Origin of the sequence: Sphingomonas sp. JUb134 (assembly GCF_004341505.2) — a bacterium.
Classification (GTDB): Bacteria; Pseudomonadota; Alphaproteobacteria; order Sphingomonadales; family Sphingomonadaceae; genus Sphingomonas.
This window is the reverse complement of record NZ_SLYP02000001.1, coordinates 2,996,924-3,015,696: the sequence shown is the minus strand read 5'-3', so window position 1 is coordinate 3,015,696 and position 18,773 is coordinate 2,996,924. Positions and strand designations below refer to the sequence as shown.

Sequence of the window (18,773 nt, the reverse complement as noted above, 5' to 3'; positions counted from 1 at the left end):
GAGTAGAAAGAAGAAGGAAATCCCATGGCAATCAGCATGCGTCTGTCGCGCGGTGGCTCGAAGAAGCGCCCCTACTACCGGATCGTGGTCGCCGACGCGCGCAGCCCGCGTGACGGCAAGTTCATCGAGAAGGTCGGCACCTACAACCCGCTGCTCGCCAAGGACGACGCAAAGCGCGTCGTGCTCGACACCGAGCGTGCGAAGCACTGGCTGAGCGTCGGCGCGCAGCCGACCGACCGCGTCCTCCGCTTCCTGGATGCAGCCGGCGTCAAGGAGCGCACCGCGCGCAACAACCCGAACAAGGGCAAGCCGGGCGAAAAGGCTACCGAGCGCGCTGAAGAGCGTGCGGCCAAGGCGGCCGAGGCGGCTGCCGCTGCCGAGGCACCGGCCGAGACCGCCGAGGCCTGAGCCCAAACGGGCATTCGTGCGTTTCTTCTGCCGAACCCGCCTGCAAGGGGCGGGCCGGCAGAAGGAGCGGCACGATGACCATCGATCCCGAACAGCACGGCGCCAACGACCATGACGACTCGTCGTCCCCGGACACCGGTGCGAACACCGGCGTCTCGACGCCCGATCCCGCGGAGGGTGCCGACGACGCCCCCGGCGGCGGCGACGGATCTCCCGACGCCTGAGGTGGAGCCGGACGCAGACGGCGAGCGCCGGGTGGTGCTCGCCGTCGCGATCGGCGCGCACGGCATCGCGGGCGAGGTGCGGCTCAAGGTCTTCGCCGAAGACCTGGGCGCGCACACCGTGCTGAACGGCGGCGCCCTGACGCTCCGGTCGGTGCGTCCGGGTAACAATGGCGCCATCGCCCGCTTTGCCGAGGTCTCCTCGCGCGACGGGGCCGAGGCGTTGCGCGGTACCCAGCTGTGGGTGCCGCGCGACAGCCTGCCTCCGCTGGAGGAAGGCGAATATTATCACGCGGACCTGATCGGGCTCGCCGCGGTCTCCGATACGGACGAACCGCTCGGCACCGTGGTCGCCGTCGAGAATTTCGGCGCGGGCGACGTGCTCGAGATCGAGCGTCCGACGGGCAAGCGCTTCATGGTCCCGATGCGGGCCGACGCGGTTCCGGAATGGAATGGCGACCGACTGGTGATCACGACGGCCTTCATCGAGGTCTGAGACACGCGTGACGACCCGGCAAGCTGTTGCAAGATTGTCATAATTCGTCGCTTGCCGCCCCTGCGGCCGCTGGCTAGGCCGCCCGCGATGTTTCGCAAGCCTGCTCCGTTGCTGCTCCTCGCAGCCCTGACGCTGTTCGTACTCGCCGCACTGGTACTGCCGCTGAACCGCGACGAGAGCCAATATGTCGCGGCCGTGGAACTGATGCGGTACGGGCTGCCGTTCCGGGACTTCATGTACCTGCAGACGCCGCTGCAGCCCTTTCTTCTCGCGCCGTTCGCCTTTGTCGAGGAAGGCTGGCTATTTCTTGCGCTGCGGCTCGCCAATGCGGCGGCCGCCGCCGGGGCGATCGTGTTCGTCTACCTGGCGGCAAAGGCGGCGGGGGGAACGCCGCAGCGGGCCCTTGCCGCCGCCGTCATGCTGGCATTGTGCGACGCGATGATCTTTGCCGGCGGCGTCGCACGCAACGACGCGCTGCCGGTGTTCTTCGAGGCGCTGGGCATCTGGCTGCTGGTCGACACGCACCTGCGGATCCGCCCGAACCGGCGCGTCTTCCTGGCCGGGCTCGCGTTCGGTGCGGCCGTGTCGGTCAAGATCAGCTACATCGTGCCGGCGGGCGTGCTGTTCGCGGTGATGCTGTACGAGGGGCGTCGCGACCGCTTCCGCAGCGCCACGGCCTATGCGCTGGGCGGCGCGGTCGGCGTGGTGCCGACGCTGGTGCTGCTGGCGATCGCGCCGGAGAGCTTCCTGTTCGGCGTCTTCGAATATTCGCTGGTCGCGCCGCAGCAATGGCGGATGCTCAACGAGCAGGCGCACATGCTGGAGTTCCCGACGACGCTCGGCCGGCTCGCCTGGTTCCTGGTCCAGGGGCCTGCGCTGGTGGTGCTCGCGCTGGTGCTCTGGCGGCGGTTCCGCCACGGCGGGGACCGCCATGGCGTCGCACTCGACTGGCTGATCATCGCCGGCTGCATCGCCGCGATGCTGCCGCAGCCGAGCTTCCGCCAATACGTCATTCCGATCCTGCCGCCGCTGTTCGTCCGGTTCGGCGCGATCCATGGGCCGATCGCTCCGCGCAGGAGCCTGCGGCTGGTGCTGGCCTTAACCCTGGTTCTGGGGCTTTGGCGGACGACCAGCGAGTCGATCGCGGCGCTGCGGGGCGGCTCGCCGATCCTGTTCGCGGTGGCGGACGGCGACTGGCTGGGGGAGCATCTGGACGACAGCGGCATGCCGGGCAAGGCGGTCAGCCTGTCGCCGGAGCGGTTTGCGGGCGGCAAGCTCGACATCGACCCGCGCTTCGCCATGGGGCCGTTCCTGTTCCGCATGCGCGGGCTGGCGACGCCGGCCGAGGAGCAGCGGATGCACATGGTCACGCGCGAGAGCCTGGACCGGGTGCTGAGCAGCGCGCCGCCGCCGGCGATCGTGACCGGCGGCGAGGTGCGCTCGACCCCCGCGGCGCCCGGCGGGCTGGACGCTCCGCTTCGCGGCTGGGCGGAACGCAATGCCTACCGCCGCATGCAGTCGCCCTCCGGTATCCTGTCGCTCTACCTGCGCACGCGGCACGCGCAACGGCGCGGATAACGCGGGCTATCCACGGGCGACCCAGCCCTTAAAAACGGCGGGTGGCACTCGGCGCTGGCGGGCGGGTTCTTTCTGCTTGCCAGCGAGGGCCCTCGATCTTGGCTGCCGGAGATCTCTCGCTTGGAACTCGTCGCCCCTTCCGCGCAGCACCGCCGCAACGCCCGCGTGAGCGGGCTGCTGGAAAAGGCATGGAGTCGCGGCTGGCTTTCGCGACCCGTTCTGGAGCCGGATCACCTGATCGCCGCCGCCCGCGCGCGAACCGGCCTCCAGGAGCTGGGAAGCGGCAGCGGGTGGGAGGAGCGGCTGGAGCGACTCACCCAGGCGCTGCAGGAAGAGGCGGCGCTGTCGCCGCTCGGAACCGTGATCGCCTATGGCCAACTGGTCGCAGCCCTGGCCGATCGGGCGCGCGTCCATGCGCTCTGGCGGCGGCATCCGGAAGTCCTCGATCAACCTATTCCCCGGCCGATCATCGTGCTGGGGCAGATGCGTTCGGGAAGTACGCGCATGCAGCGGCTGCTCGCCTGTGATCCCCGGCTGGCGCACACCCGCTTCTTCGAAAGCTGGAATCCGGTGCCGATCGCGCGGCGCCGCTGGCTCGACGACCGGCGGGTGCGGGCGTGGATCGGCCTGCGCTGTGCGGAATGGCTGAACCCGGAGTTCCGCACCATCCATCCCACCGCCCTGCAAGCGGCGGACGAGGAGATCGGGCTGCACAATGTGTCGATCTTCGGCGCGGCGTTCGAGGCGCAGTGGCGCATCCCGAGCTTCGCGGCCGCTAGCGAGGCGATGGACACGCGCCCCGTTTATGCCGAGTTCAAGCGGCTGTTGCAGACGGTGGCGTGGCTCCGGAAGGGGCGAGAGGACCGGGAGCACCGACCGTGGGTGCTCAAGCTCCCCCAGTTCGCGCAGGATCTGGACTCGCTGCTGGAGGCCTTCCCGGACGCGCGGCTCGTCTGCCTCGACCGGCCGGCATCGGCCGTGGTCGCGTCCTCGGCATCGCTGGTGCACAGCCAGATGCGCGTGCAGTCGGACCACGTCGACCGCCACTGGATCGGGGCGGAGTGGGTGCGCAAGGTGGCGTTGCGGGAGCGGCGGATGCGGGCCGCGCGCGCGGTGGCGGACGTCCCGCAGGTGGACGTGGGCTTCGAGGCGATCGGCGAAGATTGGGAGCGGGAGATGCAGCGGGTCTATCGCATGCTCGACCTGCCGCTGACAGACGCCGTGCGGAGCCGGATGCAGCGCTACCTGGACCAGCGGCGGCACCGCCGGCTGGCGGGCCACCGCTATGCACTCGGCGACTTCGGCCTGAGCGAGGCCGAAGTCGAACGGGCGGTGCGCGGTGCGGAGGGCACCGCGCCGGAGAAGCTGCACGCCCTGGGCTAACGCCAGAGCGGCGACTGCTCGCTGAGCGTGTTGCGGATCGTGGTGGCCGCGACGCCGGCTTCGCCCATGGCATGGCTGATCTGGTCCAGGCCCTTCACCACGTCACCCGCCGCGAACAGGCCCGGGATGGAGGTGCGCTGGTGGTCGTCGACCTCCAGGCAGCCATCCTCGCTTGCCCGCGCGCCTGCCTCCACCGCCAGGTGCGAGCGGATGCGGGAGCCGAGCGCGGGATAGACGCTGTCGAACGCCATCCGCCCGCCAGCGGTATCGAGCGCCAGTTGATCCCCCTCGATCGCGAAGCCGCCGCAGGGCCCATCCACCCGCTGGATGCCGGCGGCATCCAGCTTCGCCGCGCAGGCGTCGTCCAGCCCATGCTCGGCTTCCGGCGCGATCAGCGTCACGTCGCGGGTATAGCCGCGCAGGAACAGCGCCTCGCGCATGCCGTGATCGCCGGTACCGATCACGCCCACGCGCTTGTCGGTCACCTCATAGCCGTCGCAGATCGGGCAGTAGCGCAGCAGTCCGCGGGCGAGCGCGGCATCGTGAACGTCGTTCGGGAGGCTCTTGGGCCGGTGGTTCACCACGCCGGTCGCCAGCAGCACGGTGCGGGCGCGCGCGATCCGATCGCCGATCCGGACGGCGAACCCGTCCTCCTCGCGGGAGAGGCCGGTGACCTCCGCAAGCTCCCGGTGGGCCCCGTAGCGCTTGGCCTGGGCATACATCAGCCGGAGCAGATCGGTGCCCTTGATTCCTTCGGGATAGCCGGCGTGGTTGCGCGTGCAGGGGATCATCGCCGCGCGGCTGGAGCCGCAGTCGAACAGCCGTATCGAAAGGTGGAAGCGCGCCAGATAGATGGCGGCGGTGAGGCCGGCGGGGCCAGCGCCGATGATGATGCAGTCGTCGGGCCGCGTCTCGGAACTTGTCATCCTGTCTCCATCGGTCAATGGGGCGGGCATGTCTTTCACCGCTACCGTCCTAACGCTTTACCCGGAAATGTTTCCCGGCCCGCTCGGCACTTCGCTTGCCGGCCGGGCGCTGCGCGAGGGCCGCTGGTCGCTCGAGACGGTGCAGATCCGCGACTTTGCGACCGACAAGCATCGCTCGGTCGACGACACGCCGGCCGGCGGCGGGGCGGGGATGGTGATGCGCGCCGACGTCCTTGCCGCCGCACTCGACAGCGTTGCCGACGATCGCCCAGTGATCGCGATGAGCCCGCGCGGACGCCCGCTCGACCAGCAGCGGGTGCGCGCTCTGGCGCAAGGACCTGGCGTCACCGTGCTGTGCGGCCGGTTCGAGGGCTATGACGAACGCCTGTTCGAGGCGCGCGACATCGAGCTGGTGTCGATCGGCGACTATGTGCTGTCGGGCGGCGAGATGGGGGCGCTGGTGCTGCTGGATGCTTGCATTCGGCTGCTTCCCGGCGTAATGGGCGCCGCTTCCAGCGGGGATGACGAGAGCTTCGAAACGGGGCTGCTCGAGTACCCGCAATATACCCGACCAGTGACATGGGAAGGGCGCACGATCCCCGAAGTGCTGCGATCGGGGGATCATGCGAAGATCGCGGCCTGGCGAAAGCACAGGGCCGAGGTCGATACACGGCTACGGAGGCCGGATCTGTGGGAGCGCCATGAGGGCGCTCGGGTCCGACCTCCCTCTGGCGCGCGGCGACATGACGAGGAAGATTGACATGAACCTCATCCAGACGCTCGAAGCCGAGCAGATCGCCAAGTTCAACGAGGCGAAGAAGATTCCGGAATTCCGCGCGGGCGACACGCTGCGCGTCGGCGTGAAGGTCGTGGAAGGCGAGCGCACCCGCGTCCAGAATTACGAGGGGGTGTGCATCGCGCGCTCGAACAAGGGCATGGGCTCGTCGTTCACGGTCCGCAAGATCAGCTTTGGTGAGGGCGTCGAGCGCGTCTTCCCGCTGTACTCGCCGAACATCGACTCGGTCGAGGTGGTTCGCCGCGGCGTGGTGCGTCGTGCGAAGCTCTATTACCTGCGTGGCCGCACCGGCAAGTCGGCGCGTATCGCCGAGCGTCGCGACCCGCGCCCGACGGCTGCTGCCGCCGAGTAACGGCCGGCACCCATCGGGTCCGCTTTGGGGGCGTGGAGGGCGACAGCCTTCCGCGCCCCTTTTGCGTGCGCGCCGTCCTCAGTACGAACCAGCGCTTTACCCGGGGCTCCGGCGCCGCGATAACGCGGCCGGCGCCTGCGTCCGCAGGCGTGTTCCACGGAGACGCGACGGGATGTTGAGATGGGTGTTGGGCGTTGCCATGATGACGAGCGGAACCGCTGCCATGGCTGCTGATCTGGCCCGATCGCCACAGCCGGCGGCGGTGACGCAGGCAGCGCAGGACGCGCAGCAGACGCTGACGCTCGCGCGTGTGTTCGGCAGCCCCGACCTCAACGGCACCGCGCCGCGCAACCTGCAGATCTCGCCCGACGGCCGCTATGTGACGGTGCTGCGCAACCGGCCCGAAGAGAAGGAGCGCTTCGACCTGTGGGCGATGGATGCGACCACCGGCGAATGGCGGATGCTGGTCGATTCCAAGAAGGTGGGATCGGGCGCGGAACTGTCCGAGGCCGAGAAGATGCAGCGCGAGCGTGCGCGCATTGCGGGATCGCGCGGCATCGTTGCCTATGACTTCGCGCCCGACGGACAGTCGATCTTGGTGCCGCTGGACGGCGACCTGTTCCTGGCAACCCTCGACGGCCAGGTCCGCCGCCTCACCGAGACCCAGGCGGGCGAGCTCAACCCGCTGGTGAGCCCGAAGGGCCGCTTCGTCAGCTTCGTGCGCGACCAGAACCTGTTCGTGCAGCCGCTCGCCGGCGGTGCGGCGCAGGGGGTGACGACCGAGGGCGCGGGCACCGTCCACTTCGGCGAGGCCGAGTTCGTGGCGCAGGAGGAAATGCATCGCACCACCGGCTATTGGTGGTCGCCCGACGAACGCTACATCGCCGTCGAGCGCTTCGACGAGGCGCCGGTGAAGGTGTTCAGCCGCGCCGCCATCGGCGCCACCGGCACCAAGGTCTATGACCAGCGCTACCCTGCGGCAGGCACGCCCAACGCATTGGTCGACCTCTATGTCATGAAGCCGGACGGCTCAGGCAAGGTGAAGGTCGACCTGGGCAGCGACCCCGACATCTATCTCGCGCGCGTCGACTGGCTGCCGGATGGCTCGGCGATGCTGGTCCAGCGCCAGACCCGCGACCAGAAGCGGCTCGACATGCTGCGGGTGGACCCTGCCACCGGCAAGTCGACCGTGCTGTTCACCGAGACGGCCGGCGAGCGCAGCTGGATCAACCTGTCCGACGCCTATCGCGTGATGAAGGACGGGAGCCTCATCTGGCGTTCCGAGCGCGACGGCTTCGGCCATCTCTACCGCTGGAAGGCGGGCAAGTGGACTCAGCTGACCAAGGGGCCCTGGGTGGTCCAGTCGCTGGTCGGCTTCGACGAGGCCAAGGGCCGGCTGTTCTTCACCGGCAACAAGGACGACGTGCTCGAGCAGCATCTCTATGCGCTCGATCTCAAGCGGCCGGGCAACGTCACCCGGCTCACCGAAAAGGGCTGGTGGAACGGCGCCACCATGGACGGGGCGGCGAGCCGCTTCCTGATCACGCGCTCCAGCCCAAGCCAGCCGGCGCAGGTCTATCTGGCGGACGTCACGGGCAAGCGGATCGCCTGGATCAACGAGAACGCGATCGGGCCGGACCACCCCTATTATCCGTTCGCCGCCAGCCATCGCCAGACGCAGTTCGGGACGATCAAGGCCGCGGACGGCTCGACGCTGCATTGGGAGATGATCACGCCGCCGCTGGAGCCGGGCAAGAAATATCCCGTGTTCTTCCAGCATTATGGCGGCCCCGGCACCGGCCAGCAGGTGACTCGCGGCTGGCAGGGCGCGCTGCCGCAGTATCTGGTCGACCAGGGCTGGATCTTCTTCCAGATCGACAATCGCGGCTCGTACAATCGCGGCACGGCGTTCGAGAACCAGCTCTATCACGCGATGGGTACGGTTGAGGTCGAGGACCAGCTGGCAGGCGCCAACTACCTCAAGACGCTGCCGTTCGTGGATGCGGCGAAGATCGCGACCTATGGCTGGTCCTATGGCGGCTATCTGTCGCTGAAGATGCTGGAGAAGACGCCGGGGGTCTATGCCGCGGCCGTCGCGGGCGCGCCGGTCACCGACTGGGCGCTTTACGACACGCACTACACGGAGCGGTACCTGGGCGATCCGCGCACCGATCCGCAGAGCTATGCCTCCTCGGGTGTGGTGACGGAGGCGTCGAAGATTCGTGATCCGCTGCTGCTGATCCACGGCATGGCGGACGACAACGTGTTCCTGGACAACTCGACGCTGTTCGCAGCCGAGATGCAGCGGACGGCGACGCCGTTCGAGATGATGTTCTATCCCGGCAACACCCATCGGGTCGGCGGGCCGGGGGTCAGCGAGCACCTGTGGAAGACAATCCTGTCGTTCCTGGACCGCAATGTTGTTGCGCCAAAGCCGCAGAACGCGGCAGCAAAGTAACGCTTGGTTGCCGCGGCGCTGGAGAAGGTCTAGCGCCGCGGCGGCAATGCGAGTGGAGTGAGTGATGGGCTATCGGGTGGTGGTCGCAGGCGCGACCGGGAATGTCGGGCGGGAGATGCTCAACATCCTGGCGGAGCGTGAGTTTCCGATCGACGAACTGGCGGTGCTCGCCTCGTCGCGGTCGGTCGGCGACACGGTCGACTTTGGCGAGACCGGCAAGCAGTACAAGATCCAGAACATCGAGCATTTCGATCCCACCGGCTGGGATATGGCGCTGTTCGCGATCGGCTCCGAAGCCACCAAGGTCTACGCGCCCAAATTCGCCGCCGCCGGCTGCACGGTGATCGACAATTCGTCGCTCTACCGCATGGACCCCGACGTGCCGTTGATCGTGCCGGAGGTGAACCCCGAGGCGATCGACGGCTATCGCGCGAAGAACATCATCGCGAACCCGAACTGCTCGACGGCGCAGATGGTGGTGGCGTTGAAGCCGCTGCACGACGCCGCCAAGATCAAGCGCGTGGTCGTCGCGACCTACCAGTCGGTGTCCGGCGCGGGCAAGGCGGGCATGGACGAGCTCTTCGAGCAGAGCCGCAACATCTTCGTCGGCGACCCGGCCGAGGCGAAGAAGTTTACCAAGCAGATCGCCTTCAACGTGATCCCGCACATCGACAGCTTCCTGGACGACGGCTCGACCAAGGAAGAGTGGAAGATGGTGGTCGAGACCAAGAAGATCCTGGACCCCAAGGTCAAGGTGGTCGCCACCTGCGTGCGCGTGCCGGTGTTCGTCGGCCATTCGGAAGCGATCAACATCGAGTTCGAGAATGAGATCTCGGCCGAGGAAGCGCAGAACATCCTGCGCGAGGCGCCCGGCGTCATGCTGGTCGATAAGCGCGAGGACGGCGGCTACATCACGCCGATCGAGTGCGTCGGCGAGTTCGCGACCTACATCAGCCGGGTCCGCGAGGACTCGACTGTCGAGAACGGCCTGGTGCTGTGGTGCGTCAGCGACAACCTGCGCAAGGGCGCGGCGCTGAACGCGGTGCAGATCGCCGAGCTGCTCGGCCGCCGGCACCTCAAAAAGGCTGCCTGATACTCTGGCTGCCCCGGCGCCGCGCCGGGGCGGCCACGTCGCTCAATAGCCGGTGTAGCGGCCCGGCCGATGCCAGGCGATCAGGATGCCGCTGATTGCCGCGGCGCTGAGGATCGACCAGCCGAGTTGCTGGGCCGACACCACCGGGATCGCCAGCGCGAGGATCACCACGTCGAGGGCAATCTGGGTGCGCCCGGCGTTCCAGCCGCGTTCGCGTTGCAGCCAGAGCGTCAGCACACCGGTCCCGCCCACGGCGGCGTCATGGCGCGCGAGCGACAGGATCCCCATGCCGATCACGGTTCCGCCGACCAGCGCCGCGAACAACGGATGCACGGTGCCGACTTCGAAGGCGTAGGGACGGATCGCCGAGAACAGCGCGATGCCCGCGTTCACCGCGATCGAGCGCAGCGTGAAGCGCGCGCCCATCACCTTCCAGGCAAAGGCGAAGAAGGGCAGGTTGATGATCGTGAAGAGCACGCCCGGCGGAAGCGGCACGAGGTAGGAGACGAGCAGCGCGATGCCGGCGATGCCGCCCGTTACCAGTCCCGCCGCTTTCAGGAACACCAGCCCCAGCACCAGAAGCGTGCAGCCGACGAACATCGCATAGAGATCCTCCGCACTGCTGTGCGGAATGCCGTCGGAAGGGGAAGGGCGGCGGGCAGACGTCATCAAGGGCTCCGAAAAGGGGGCCTCGGCAGGACATGCCTCTCCTGATGCGCTTGTTTTGACGGGCTCCTATCGCCGGCTTGGCGCTGCGTCCATGGGACGTGCCACCGAGCCGGCGGGAGCGGCGCCCAGCCGCTCCCGATCACGGCCTTACTTGCGCTGCGACGCGGTCTCCTCACGGGTGGCGCGGAATTCGCTGTCGGCGGACCAGTTCGGCCAGACGCGGCCGTTCGCCAGGCGATCGCCCAGATTGTAGAGCAGCGTCAGGTCGCCTTCCCAGCTGCTGGTGTTCCAGCCGGCATCATATTCGTCGGCGGGCTGGTGGTACCGGTCGCGGGTGTAGAGGTCGCTCAACTCCTTCCCGCGTGCGGCACCGCCGTTCACCAGCTCCTGGCCCGCGTCATAGGAAATGGCTGGCACGCCGCGCTTGGCGAAGGGGAAATGGTCGGAGCGATAGAAGCTCCCCGCTTCCGGGCGGGCCTCGGGCGTGTAGTGGCGACCGAACTTCGCGGCTTCCTCGGTCAGCATGGTGAGCAGGTCGAGCTTGGCCGCGCCCGAAATGCTGAAGTCGGTGGTCTTCTCGACCGCGAACGGCCCGTCCATGTTGATCGCGCCCACCGTGGTCGCGAGCGGCCGGAGCGGGTTGTCGGCGTAATATTCGGAGCCGAGCAGCCCCTTTTCCTCCGCCGTCACCGCCAGGAACAGGATCGACCGGTCGGGCTTGGGTCCCTTCCCATAAACGCGGGCGAGTTCCATCAGCGCGGCGGTCCCCGACGCATTGTCGAGCGCGCCGTTGTAGATGGTGTCGCCCGTCGCATCCGGTGCGCCGATGCCCAGGTGATCCCAGTGTGCCGAATAGATCACGGTCTCGTCCGGGTGGCGGCTGCCGCGCAGGATGCCGGCTACGTTGTGCGAGGTGATGATCTCCGGCTTCACCTGGTAGCTGGCGGTCATCGTCGCCTTGAGCGGCATGGGCCGGAAGTTCGCCTTGCGCGCCGCGGCCTTTGCCGCCTCGAAGTCGGTGCCCGACGCCTTGAACAATTCGGCGGCGAGGTCCTTCTGGATCCAGCCTTCCATCGGCGTGTGCGCGGCTGCGGGGTTCGCTCGGACGATGTCGAACATGGTGTTGGTGTTCGAGTTCTTGACCGTCGCCCAGCCGTAGGAGGCGGGCTCGCTCTCGTGGATCACCAGCACGCCGGCCGCGCCCTGGCGCGCGGCTTCCTCGTACTTGTAGGTCCAGCGCCCGTAATACGTCATCAGCCGGCCGCCGAAGTCGCCTTCGCCGCCCTCGAAATCGGGGTCGTTGACGAGCACGACCATGATCTTGCCCTTGAGGTCGACGCCCTTGAAGTCGTCCCAGTTGCGCTCGGGCGCCTTCACGCCATAGCCGACGAACACCAGCGGTGCCGCGTTCAGCTGGACCGAGGTCTGGCCGGTCGAGGCGGCGCGCACCGCGATCTCGCTGCCCTGGGTGAGCGGCTTGTTCGCGCCGCCGATCGCCATCGCCAGGCTGGGCGTGCCGACGATGTCGGAGCGCAGCAGCGGCACGTCCTGGTACCAGCTGCCCTTGTCGCCGGCCGGCTTCAGTCCCGCTGCCTTGAACTGCGCGGCGATGTACTCGATCGTCTTGGTCTCGGCGCGGGTGGCGGGACCGCGACCCTCATATTCGTCGCTCGACAGCGTCTTGATGTCGTTGGAGACGCGCGCGACGTCGAAGCTGGGCTTCTTGGCGGGTGCGGCGATCGCTGCGGTGGACGTGCCGACAAGCGCGGCGAGTGCAAGGAGACGCAGAGAAGGGCGCGTGGAACGGAAGGGCATGGGCGGAACGACTCCTGACGAAGCGACGGATCGCGGGCGGGGCGGACGCCCCTTCGACAATGATGCCCAAGCGGCGCACAATGTCGAGGTGGTCCAGCAAACGGGTGCAGGAGAAGCGCGATGCGCGAGACGGTTTCCGGCGGGTGCCAGTGCGGGCGGGTGCGCTATCGCGTGACCATCCACGACGACGATGCCTATCTGTGCCACTGCCGCATGTGCCAGCGCGCGACCGGCGGCGTCTCGATCGCGTTCAAGAACGTCCGCAAGGCGGAGGTGGTGTGGGAGCAGGAGCCCGATCGCTACGCTTCGTCCCCGATCGCCAGTCGCGGCTTCTGTCGGGAATGCGGCACGCCGCTGACCTTCGAATTCCCGGACAGCGAGAACATGGACTTGACGATCGGCAGCTTCGATTCTCCGGGCCGCTTCCAGCCGCGCCATCATTTCGGGGTGGAGAGCTGGCACCCGCAATGGCTCGACACGCGCGGCCTCCCCGAATATCGCGGCGACGAGAACCCAGCCACGCGCGACAGGTGGATGAAAATCGTTGGCAGACTTCCCGACTGAGACGCACCGCTTCGAAAGCTTCGACGGCACCGAGATCGCCTGGCATGAGGGCGGCAGCGGCCGGCCGCTGCTGCTGATCCACGGCTATTTCAGCGACGCGTACACCAACTGGATCCGCTACGGCCACGCCGCCAAGATCGCGGCCAAGGGTTATCGGGTCATCATGCAGGACCTGCGTGCGCATGGGCACAGCGCCCGTCCGCACGACGCTGCCGCCTATCCCGCGGACGCGCTTGCGCAGGACGGCGAGGCGCTGGTCCGGCACCTTGGCCTCGACGACTATGACCTCGCCGGCTATTCACTGGGCGGGCGCACCGCGGTGCGGATGGTCGCGCGTGGTGCTGCACCGGCCAAGCTGGTGGTCGCGGGCATGGGACTTGAGGGGCTGACCGGCACCAGCGGCCGGGCCGATCACTTCCGCAACATCCTCACCAATCTCGGCAAGCACGAACGTGGGACACCGGAGTGGCTCGCCGAGGCTTTCCTGAAGACCACCAAGGGCGATCCGATCGCGCTGCTCGGCATCCTCGACACCTTCGTGGATACGTCTCGCGAGGCGATCGCCGCGATCCAACAGCCGACGCTGGTGGTCGCGGGCGAGGAGGACAGCGACAACGGCAGCCATGCCGCGCTCGCGGACTTGCTGCCGAACGCCACGCTGCGCGAAGTCCCGGGCGGGCACATGAGCGCGGTGACCAAGCCGGAGCTGGGCCAGGCGATCGCGGACTTCCTGGGCGCTTGACCGCGGGCGGGGCGGGCGCGCAGGTTGCGCGCATTCGTTCCGTACCCGGGGGTTCCATGTTCCGTACCGCTGCCTCGACGCTTGCCGTCGCCCTCTCGCTTGCCGCTGCTGCACCGGCGTTTGCGCAGACCGCACCTGCTGCACCCGCCGCCAGCACCGCCGCTCCGACGGCCGCCGATGCCGACGCGCTGGTCGCGCGCGCCGAGAAGGAGTTTGCCGACTATTCGCTCGACGCCTCGCGCATCGCGTGGGTGAACGCGACCTACATCACCGACGACACCGATGCGCTGGCCGCAAAGTCCGGCGCGATCGGCACCGAGATGGGCGTGCGCTACGCACTCGAGGCGGCGAAGTTCGACGGCGTGAAGGGCCTGTCCTACGACACCCGCCGCAAGCTCGACATCCTGAAGAACGGCCTCACGCTGCCCGCCCCGACCCGGCCGGGGGCCGCCCAGCAGCTGTCCGACATCAGCACCCGCATGGCATCCTCCTATGGCAAGGGCCGGGGCACCAAGGGTGGCCAGCCGATCAACGGATCGGACATCGAGGCGGCGATGGGCAGCAGCCGCGACCCCAATGAGCTCAAGGAGATGTGGGTCAGCTGGCACGACAATGTCGGCGCACCGATGCGCAAGGACTATGCCCAGATGGTGGGCATCGCCAATGAGGGCGCGAAGGAGCTCGGCTTCTCCGACGTCGGCGCGATGTGGCGCTCGGGCTACGACATGCCGCCCGAGCAGTTCGCGCAGATGGCCGACAAGCTGTGGAAGGAGGTCGAGCCGCTCTACCTGTCGCTCCACACCTATGTCCGCTGGAAGCTGAACGAGAAGTATGGCGACGCCGTCCAGGCGAAGACCGGCCCGATCCGTGCCGACCTGCTGGGCAACATGTGGGCGCAGGAATGGGGCAACATCTATGACGTGGTCGCCCCCGCGGGCACGGGTGACCTCGGCTACGACATCGGCGACCTGCTGAAGGCCAAGAACTACGATCCGGTGAAGATGGTGAAGGCGGGCGAGGGCTTCTACTCCTCGCTCGGTTTTGCACCGTTGCCCGAGACCTTCTGGCAGCGTTCGCAGATCGTGAAGCCGGCCGACCGCGAGGTGATCTGCCACGCCTCCGCCTGGGACATCGACAGCAAGGACGACATCCGCATCAAGATGTGCACCAAGGTGAACTCGGACGACTTCGTCACGATCCACCATGAGCTTGGGCACAACTACTACCAGCGCGCCTACAACCGGCAGCCGTTCCTCTACATGAACGGCGCCAACGACGGCTTCCACGAGGCGATCGGCGACTTCGTCGCGCTGTCGATCACGCCGGACTATCTGGTGAACATCAACCTGCTCGATCGCGCGCAGGTGCCGGGCGCCGAGAAGGACATCGGCCTCCTGCTCCGCCAGGCGATGGACAAGGTTGCGTTCCTGCCGTTCGGCCTGCTGATGGACAAGTGGCGCTGGGGCGTCTTCTCCGGCCAGATCCCGACCGGCGAGTATCAGAAGGGCTGGGACGCGCTGCGCCTCCAGTACCAGGGCATCGTGCCGCCGGTGGCGCGTGACGAAAGCCGCTTCGATCCGGGCGGCAAGTACCACATTCCCGGCAACACCCCGTACGCCCGCTACTTCCTGGCGCGCATCCTGCAGTTCCAGTTCTACAAGGCGGCGTGCGATCAGGCCGGCTGGAAGGGCCCGCTGCACCGCTGCTCCTTCTTCGGCAACAAGGAGGTCGGCGCTCGGCTGAACAAGATGCTGGAGATGGGTGCCTCCAAGCCCTGGCCGGAGGCGCTGCAGGCGTTCACCGGCACCCGCGAGATGAGCGGCAAGGCGCTGGTCGACTATTTCGCGCCGCTCAAGAAGTGGCTGGACCAGCAGAACAAGGGCAAGCCCCAGGGGTGGTAAACGACAAGGGGCTTGCACGGCGCCCACCGTGCAAGCCCCTTGAGACTACCCTGACTACCGCCAGGTTCGGCTCAGCGGAACGGCGGTTCGTTGAACGCGCGCAGCTTGCGGCTGTGGAGGCGGTTGCCCTCGCGCCGCAGTTCCTCGCAGGTCTCGATGCCGATCCGCATGTGCTCGTTGATCGCGCGCTCGTAGAAGCGGTTGGCCTGGCCGGGCAGCTTCAGCTCGCCGTGGAGCGGCTTGTCGGAGACGCAGAGCAGCGTGCCGTAGGGGACGCGGAAGCGATAGCCCTGCGCCGCGATGGTGGCCGACTCCATGTCGATGCCGACCGCGCGGCTCAGCGAGAAGCGCAGCGCCGAGCGGGAGAATTGCAGCTCCCAGTTGCGGTCGTCGGTGGTGACGATGGTGCCGGTGCGCAGCCGCCGCTTGAGCTCGTCGCCCGACTGGCCGGACACCGTCTCCGCGGCGCGGGCGAGCGCCTGCTGCACTTCGGCGATGGCCGGGACCGGGATTTCGGGCGGCAGCACGTCGTCCAGGATGTGGTCGTCGCGCAGATAGGCGTGGGCGAGCACATAGTCGCCGATCCGCTGGCTGGGGCGCAGGCCGCCGCAATGGCCGATCATCAGCCATGCCTCCGGCCGCATCACGGCCAGGTGATCGCAGATCGTCTTTGCGTTGGACGGGCCGACGCCGATGTTGACCAGCGTGATGCCGCTGCGATCCGGCGCCATCAGGTGATAGGCCGGCATCTGGTGCCGCCGCCAGGCGCTGTCGGTCACCAGCTTGTCGACGTCATCGCCCGCGGACATCATCAGCCCGCCAGCGCCCGAGACGCCGGTGTAGCGGCTGCCTTCACCGAGCTGAGAGCAGGCCCAGCGGACGAACTCGTCGACATAGCGGTGATAGTTGGTGAACAGCACGTAGCGCTGGATGTGCTCGGGCGGGGTGCCGGTATAGTGGCGTAGCCGCGCGAGCGAGAAGTCGGTGCGCAGCGCGTCGAACAGCGCGAGCGGGCGGTTGCCGTCCTCGTGGATCCACAGGCCGTCGGCGATCTCGTCGCCGATATGCGCGAGCTCGGTCGCCGGGAAGTGCCGCGCGAGTTCGGCGGCGGTCACCTGGTCGAGGCTCAGCGCGTGGCCGGCGTCGAGCACATAGGCGAAGGGGATTTCCTGCCGGCTTTGCGCGACGCTCACCTCGACGTCGTGGCTCTCCATGATCAGCGACAGCTGTTCCTGGAGATAGTCGGAGAACATCGCCGGCTTGGTCACCGTGATGCGGTACTCGCCGGGCACGTTCAGGCGGGCGAACGACCGCATCGGCGTCGGCAGGTCGCCGCCGCCGCGATAGCTCAGCCGAAGTTCGGGATAGGCGAAGGTGCCGTCCAGCCGGGAGGAGCTCGGCGGCGGCGTACGATCGCGAAGATAGGTGTCGAGGGCGCTCCGCAGCCGATCCACGGAAGCATTGTAGAGTCGATCCAGGCGATCGACGATGTCTGAAGCTTGCGTCATCCTCTGCCGCTAAAGCGTTCGGCGCCAGCGCGCAAGCCCGGGCGCAAGGAGGGAGGCAAAGACCGCCGGTGCCCTCGCAGGCACCGGCGGCGCGCGGGACGCGGCTTCGCCGCTCGCGGGCTTACTTGCTGTTGGACTTGCTGGCGGTGCTGCCGCTCTTGCTGGAAGTCGACTTGCCGCTCGAGCTGCTGCCGGTGCCGCTCGCCGACTTCGTCTTTGCGCCGGTCTTCTTCTTGTCGATCAGCTTGGACGCGCCGAACGCTGCGCCGGCAATGGCGGCGGCCGCACCTGCGACGATCGCAGCGGTGGTGCCGGGCTTCTTCTTGACCGCGGCCGTGGTGCTCTTGGCAGCGCCGCTGATCGCTTCCTTGCTGCGACCGGCGGCATCGGCGATCGCTTCCTTGCCTTTGTCGAGCTGCACGTGCGCCTTGTCGGCGAAGCTGGTCTTCTCGGCCTCGGTGGTGCCGTTCGTGTTGGTCGACGTGGTTGCGTTCATCGGGGTGCCTCCCATCGGTCAATGTGGTCGCGTAACGAGAAACCAACTCGTGGCCCTTGCGGCGGTTCCGGTGGGGAGGTGCGGGAACGGCTGCTCCGCCGTTCCCCTGGCACGCGTCAGCGGAGCAGGGTCCGCCTCACAGCGTCTCCAGCAAATGCTCGGCCGAGCTTACCCGGAACTCGCCGGGTTGCTCGACGTGGAGCGCCTCGACCACGCCGTCGTTGATCACCATGGCATAGCGCTGCGCGCGCGTGCCCATGCCGAACTTCGACCCGTCGAGCTCCAGCCCGACCGCGCGGGCGAAGGCGCCGTTGCCGTCGGCGAGCATCGTGACCTTGTCGCCCACCCCGTTGGCGTCGCCCCAGGCCTTCATCACGAAGGCGTCGTTGACGGCGGTGCAGGCGATCTCGTCGATGCCTTTGGCGCGGATCTCGGCCGCCTTCTCGACGAAGCCCGGCAGGTGGCGCGCGGAGCAGGTGGGGGTGAAGGCGCCGGGCACCGAGAACAGGGCGACACGACGGCCCTGGAAAAAGCTTGCGGTATCGACCTGTTCGGGGCCGTCGGCCGTTACCTTGGCAAACGTGGCGTCGGGCAGGCGGTCGCCCACTTGGATGGTCATGAATTTCTCCCTGTTGCGCCCCCGGCCGGGTGCGCGCGCGTAGCTAGGGTGCGGTGAAGCGGCTTTTCAAGCGGTGGCGGAAGGGCGGACCCGGCGCTATGTTCCAACTCATGGATAAAGCAGCATTTCTGGTCGGTCAGTTCCTGTTGGCGATGCCCGGCATCGGCGACCCGCGGTTCGAGCATGCGGTGATTGCGATCTGCGCCCATGATGAGAAAGGCGCGATGGGGGTCGGCGTCGGCGAAGCCGTGGACGGGCTGGGGCTGCACGATCTGCTGCGCCAGTTCGAGTTGCGGACGGACCTGGTGGCGGACCTGCCGGTTCATGTCGGCGGCCCCGTGGAGCCCCGCCGCGGCTTCGTGCTCCACAGCAAGGATTGGGGCGGGCAAGACACGATCGACGTCGCGGGGCGTTGGTCGCTCTCCGGCACGATCGACGTGCTGCGCGCGATCTCCGAAGGCACGGGGCCGCAGCAATTCCTGGTCGCGTTGGGCTTCGCCGGCTGGGAGTCGGGGCAGTTGGAAGGCGAGCTGTCGCGCCATGGCTGGTTCAACACGCCGTCGGAAACTGACCTCCTGTACGATGTGCCGGCGGGGGAACGGTGGGAGCGCTGCTTCATCGCCGCCGGCATCGATCCCCGCCTGCTGGTGTCGGCGACCGGCACCGCCTGAGCGCCGGGTTCGGCACCGCTTCGGATGCGACATATAAAGAACTCTTTATATAGCTGATTGCGCCCGCGCGGGGCCTC

Annotated in this window: 19 protein-coding genes; 13 read left to right on the top strand and 6 right to left on the bottom strand. The window is 67.9% G+C overall.

The genetic code is table 11. The features are described from left to right. The first annotated feature begins 24 nt into the window (after window positions 1-24). From rpsP to EDF69_RS14080, 5 genes are all read left to right on the top strand, one after another. Complete coding sequence (rpsP, locus tag EDF69_RS14100) at window positions 25-408, top strand: 30S ribosomal protein S16 (RefSeq protein ID WP_204991389.1); 384 nt, start codon at window positions 25-27, stop codon at window positions 406-408. Window positions 409-482: 74 nt separating this feature from the next. Next, a complete protein-coding gene (locus EDF69_RS14095; protein WP_165889952.1) occupies window positions 483-632 on the top strand; it encodes a hypothetical protein in 150 nt (49 codons plus the stop codon). Window position 633: 1 nt separating this feature from the next. After that, window positions 634-1,125 carry a ribosome maturation factor RimM gene (rimM, locus tag EDF69_RS14090; protein ID WP_165889950.1) on the top strand — a complete coding sequence of 164 codons (492 nt, stop codon included), beginning with the start codon at window positions 634-636 and terminating at the stop codon, window positions 1,123-1,125. An 87-nt stretch (window positions 1,126-1,212) separates the two neighbouring features. Further along, a complete protein-coding gene (locus tag EDF69_RS14085) occupies window positions 1,213-2,703 on the top strand; it encodes a phospholipid carrier-dependent glycosyltransferase (protein WP_132882119.1) in 1,491 nt (496 codons plus the stop codon). 120 nt (window positions 2,704-2,823) lie between these two features. After that, window positions 2,824-4,086 carry a sulfotransferase family protein gene (locus tag EDF69_RS14080; RefSeq protein ID WP_132882120.1) on the top strand — a complete coding sequence of 421 codons (1,263 nt, stop codon included), beginning with the start codon at window positions 2,824-2,826 and terminating at the stop codon, window positions 4,084-4,086. On the opposite strand, the gene EDF69_RS14075 is transcribed toward EDF69_RS14080, so the two are convergent. Next, window positions 4,083-5,012, bottom strand: a complete 930-nt coding sequence (locus EDF69_RS14075) for an NAD(P)/FAD-dependent oxidoreductase (RefSeq protein WP_132882121.1) — start codon at window positions 5,010-5,012, stop codon at window positions 4,083-4,085. The two genes, EDF69_RS14080 and EDF69_RS14075, sit on opposite strands and share 4 nt — an antisense overlap. A 28-nt stretch (window positions 5,013-5,040) precedes the next feature. Between EDF69_RS14075 and trmD the strand changes: the two genes are divergently transcribed. The 4 genes from trmD to EDF69_RS14055 all read left to right on the top strand — a co-directional run bounded on the left by trmD (window position 5,041) and on the right by EDF69_RS14055 (window position 9,711). Next, the gene (gene trmD, locus EDF69_RS14070; protein WP_132882122.1) at window positions 5,041-5,772 is read left to right on the top strand and encodes a tRNA (guanosine(37)-N1)-methyltransferase TrmD; all 732 of its coding nucleotides are present in this window, start codon (window positions 5,041-5,043) and stop codon (window positions 5,770-5,772) included. Window position 5,773: 1 nt separating this feature from the next. Continuing rightward, window positions 5,774-6,160 (top strand): 50S ribosomal protein L19, encoded by a 387-nt coding sequence (gene rplS, locus EDF69_RS14065; protein ID WP_125959757.1) that lies wholly within the window; start codon window positions 5,774-5,776, stop codon window positions 6,158-6,160. A gap of 202 nt (window positions 6,161-6,362) precedes the next feature. Continuing rightward, window positions 6,363-8,618, top strand: coding sequence for a S9 family peptidase (locus EDF69_RS14060; RefSeq protein ID WP_425336678.1), 2,256 nt, complete (start codon window positions 6,363-6,365; stop codon window positions 8,616-8,618). A gap of 64 nt (window positions 8,619-8,682) precedes the next feature. Then, the gene (locus EDF69_RS14055; RefSeq protein ID WP_125959755.1) at window positions 8,683-9,711 is read left to right on the top strand and encodes an aspartate-semialdehyde dehydrogenase; all 1,029 of its coding nucleotides are present in this window, start codon (window positions 8,683-8,685) and stop codon (window positions 9,709-9,711) included. A 42-nt stretch (window positions 9,712-9,753) separates the two neighbouring features. On the opposite strand, the gene EDF69_RS14050 is transcribed toward EDF69_RS14055, so the two are convergent. Further along, window positions 9,754-10,380 (bottom strand): YitT family protein, encoded by a 627-nt coding sequence (locus EDF69_RS14050; protein ID WP_125959754.1) that lies wholly within the window; start codon window positions 10,378-10,380, stop codon window positions 9,754-9,756. Window positions 10,381-10,527: 147 nt separating this feature from the next. After that, window positions 10,528-12,195, bottom strand: a complete 1,668-nt coding sequence (locus tag EDF69_RS14045) for a M28 family metallopeptidase (RefSeq protein ID WP_132882124.1) — start codon at window positions 12,193-12,195, stop codon at window positions 10,528-10,530. Between the two features lie 120 nt (window positions 12,196-12,315). On the opposite strand from EDF69_RS14045, the gene EDF69_RS14040 reads away from it, so the two are divergent. From EDF69_RS14040 to EDF69_RS14030, 3 genes are read left to right on the top strand one after another with little or no spacing between them, the layout of a single operon-like run. Further along, window positions 12,316-12,759 carry a GFA family protein gene (locus tag EDF69_RS14040; protein WP_132882125.1) on the top strand — a complete coding sequence of 148 codons (444 nt, stop codon included), beginning with the start codon at window positions 12,316-12,318 and terminating at the stop codon, window positions 12,757-12,759. Then, window positions 12,740-13,501, top strand: coding sequence for an alpha/beta fold hydrolase (locus EDF69_RS14035; RefSeq protein ID WP_132882126.1), 762 nt, complete (start codon window positions 12,740-12,742; stop codon window positions 13,499-13,501). Before EDF69_RS14040 ends, EDF69_RS14035 begins: the two co-directional genes overlap by 20 nt. 56 nt (window positions 13,502-13,557) lie before the next feature. Beyond that, window positions 13,558-15,402, top strand: coding sequence for a M2 family metallopeptidase (locus EDF69_RS14030; RefSeq protein ID WP_132882127.1), 1,845 nt, complete (start codon window positions 13,558-13,560; stop codon window positions 15,400-15,402). A gap of 71 nt (window positions 15,403-15,473) precedes the next feature. Here the strand turns inward: EDF69_RS14030 and EDF69_RS14025 are convergent, their stop codons facing one another. The 3 genes from EDF69_RS14025 to EDF69_RS14015 all read right to left on the bottom strand — a co-directional run bounded on the left by EDF69_RS14025 (window position 15,474) and on the right by EDF69_RS14015 (window position 18,025). After that, a complete protein-coding gene (locus EDF69_RS14025) occupies window positions 15,474-16,910 on the bottom strand; it encodes an AMP nucleosidase (protein WP_125959749.1) in 1,437 nt (478 codons plus the stop codon). 121 nt (window positions 16,911-17,031) lie between these two features. Beyond that, on the bottom strand, window positions 17,032-17,406 hold the full coding sequence (locus EDF69_RS14020; protein WP_132882128.1) for a hypothetical protein: 375 nt from the start codon (window positions 17,404-17,406) through the stop codon (window positions 17,032-17,034). A gap of 136 nt (window positions 17,407-17,542) precedes the next feature. Further along, window positions 17,543-18,025, bottom strand: a complete 483-nt coding sequence (locus EDF69_RS14015) for a peroxiredoxin (protein ID WP_132882129.1) — start codon at window positions 18,023-18,025, stop codon at window positions 17,543-17,545. Between the two features lie 110 nt (window positions 18,026-18,135). On the opposite strand from EDF69_RS14015, the gene EDF69_RS14010 reads away from it, so the two are divergent. Beyond that, on the top strand, window positions 18,136-18,696 hold the full coding sequence (locus tag EDF69_RS14010; protein ID WP_132882130.1) for a YqgE/AlgH family protein: 561 nt from the start codon (window positions 18,136-18,138) through the stop codon (window positions 18,694-18,696). Window positions 18,697-18,773 lie beyond the last annotated feature (77 nt).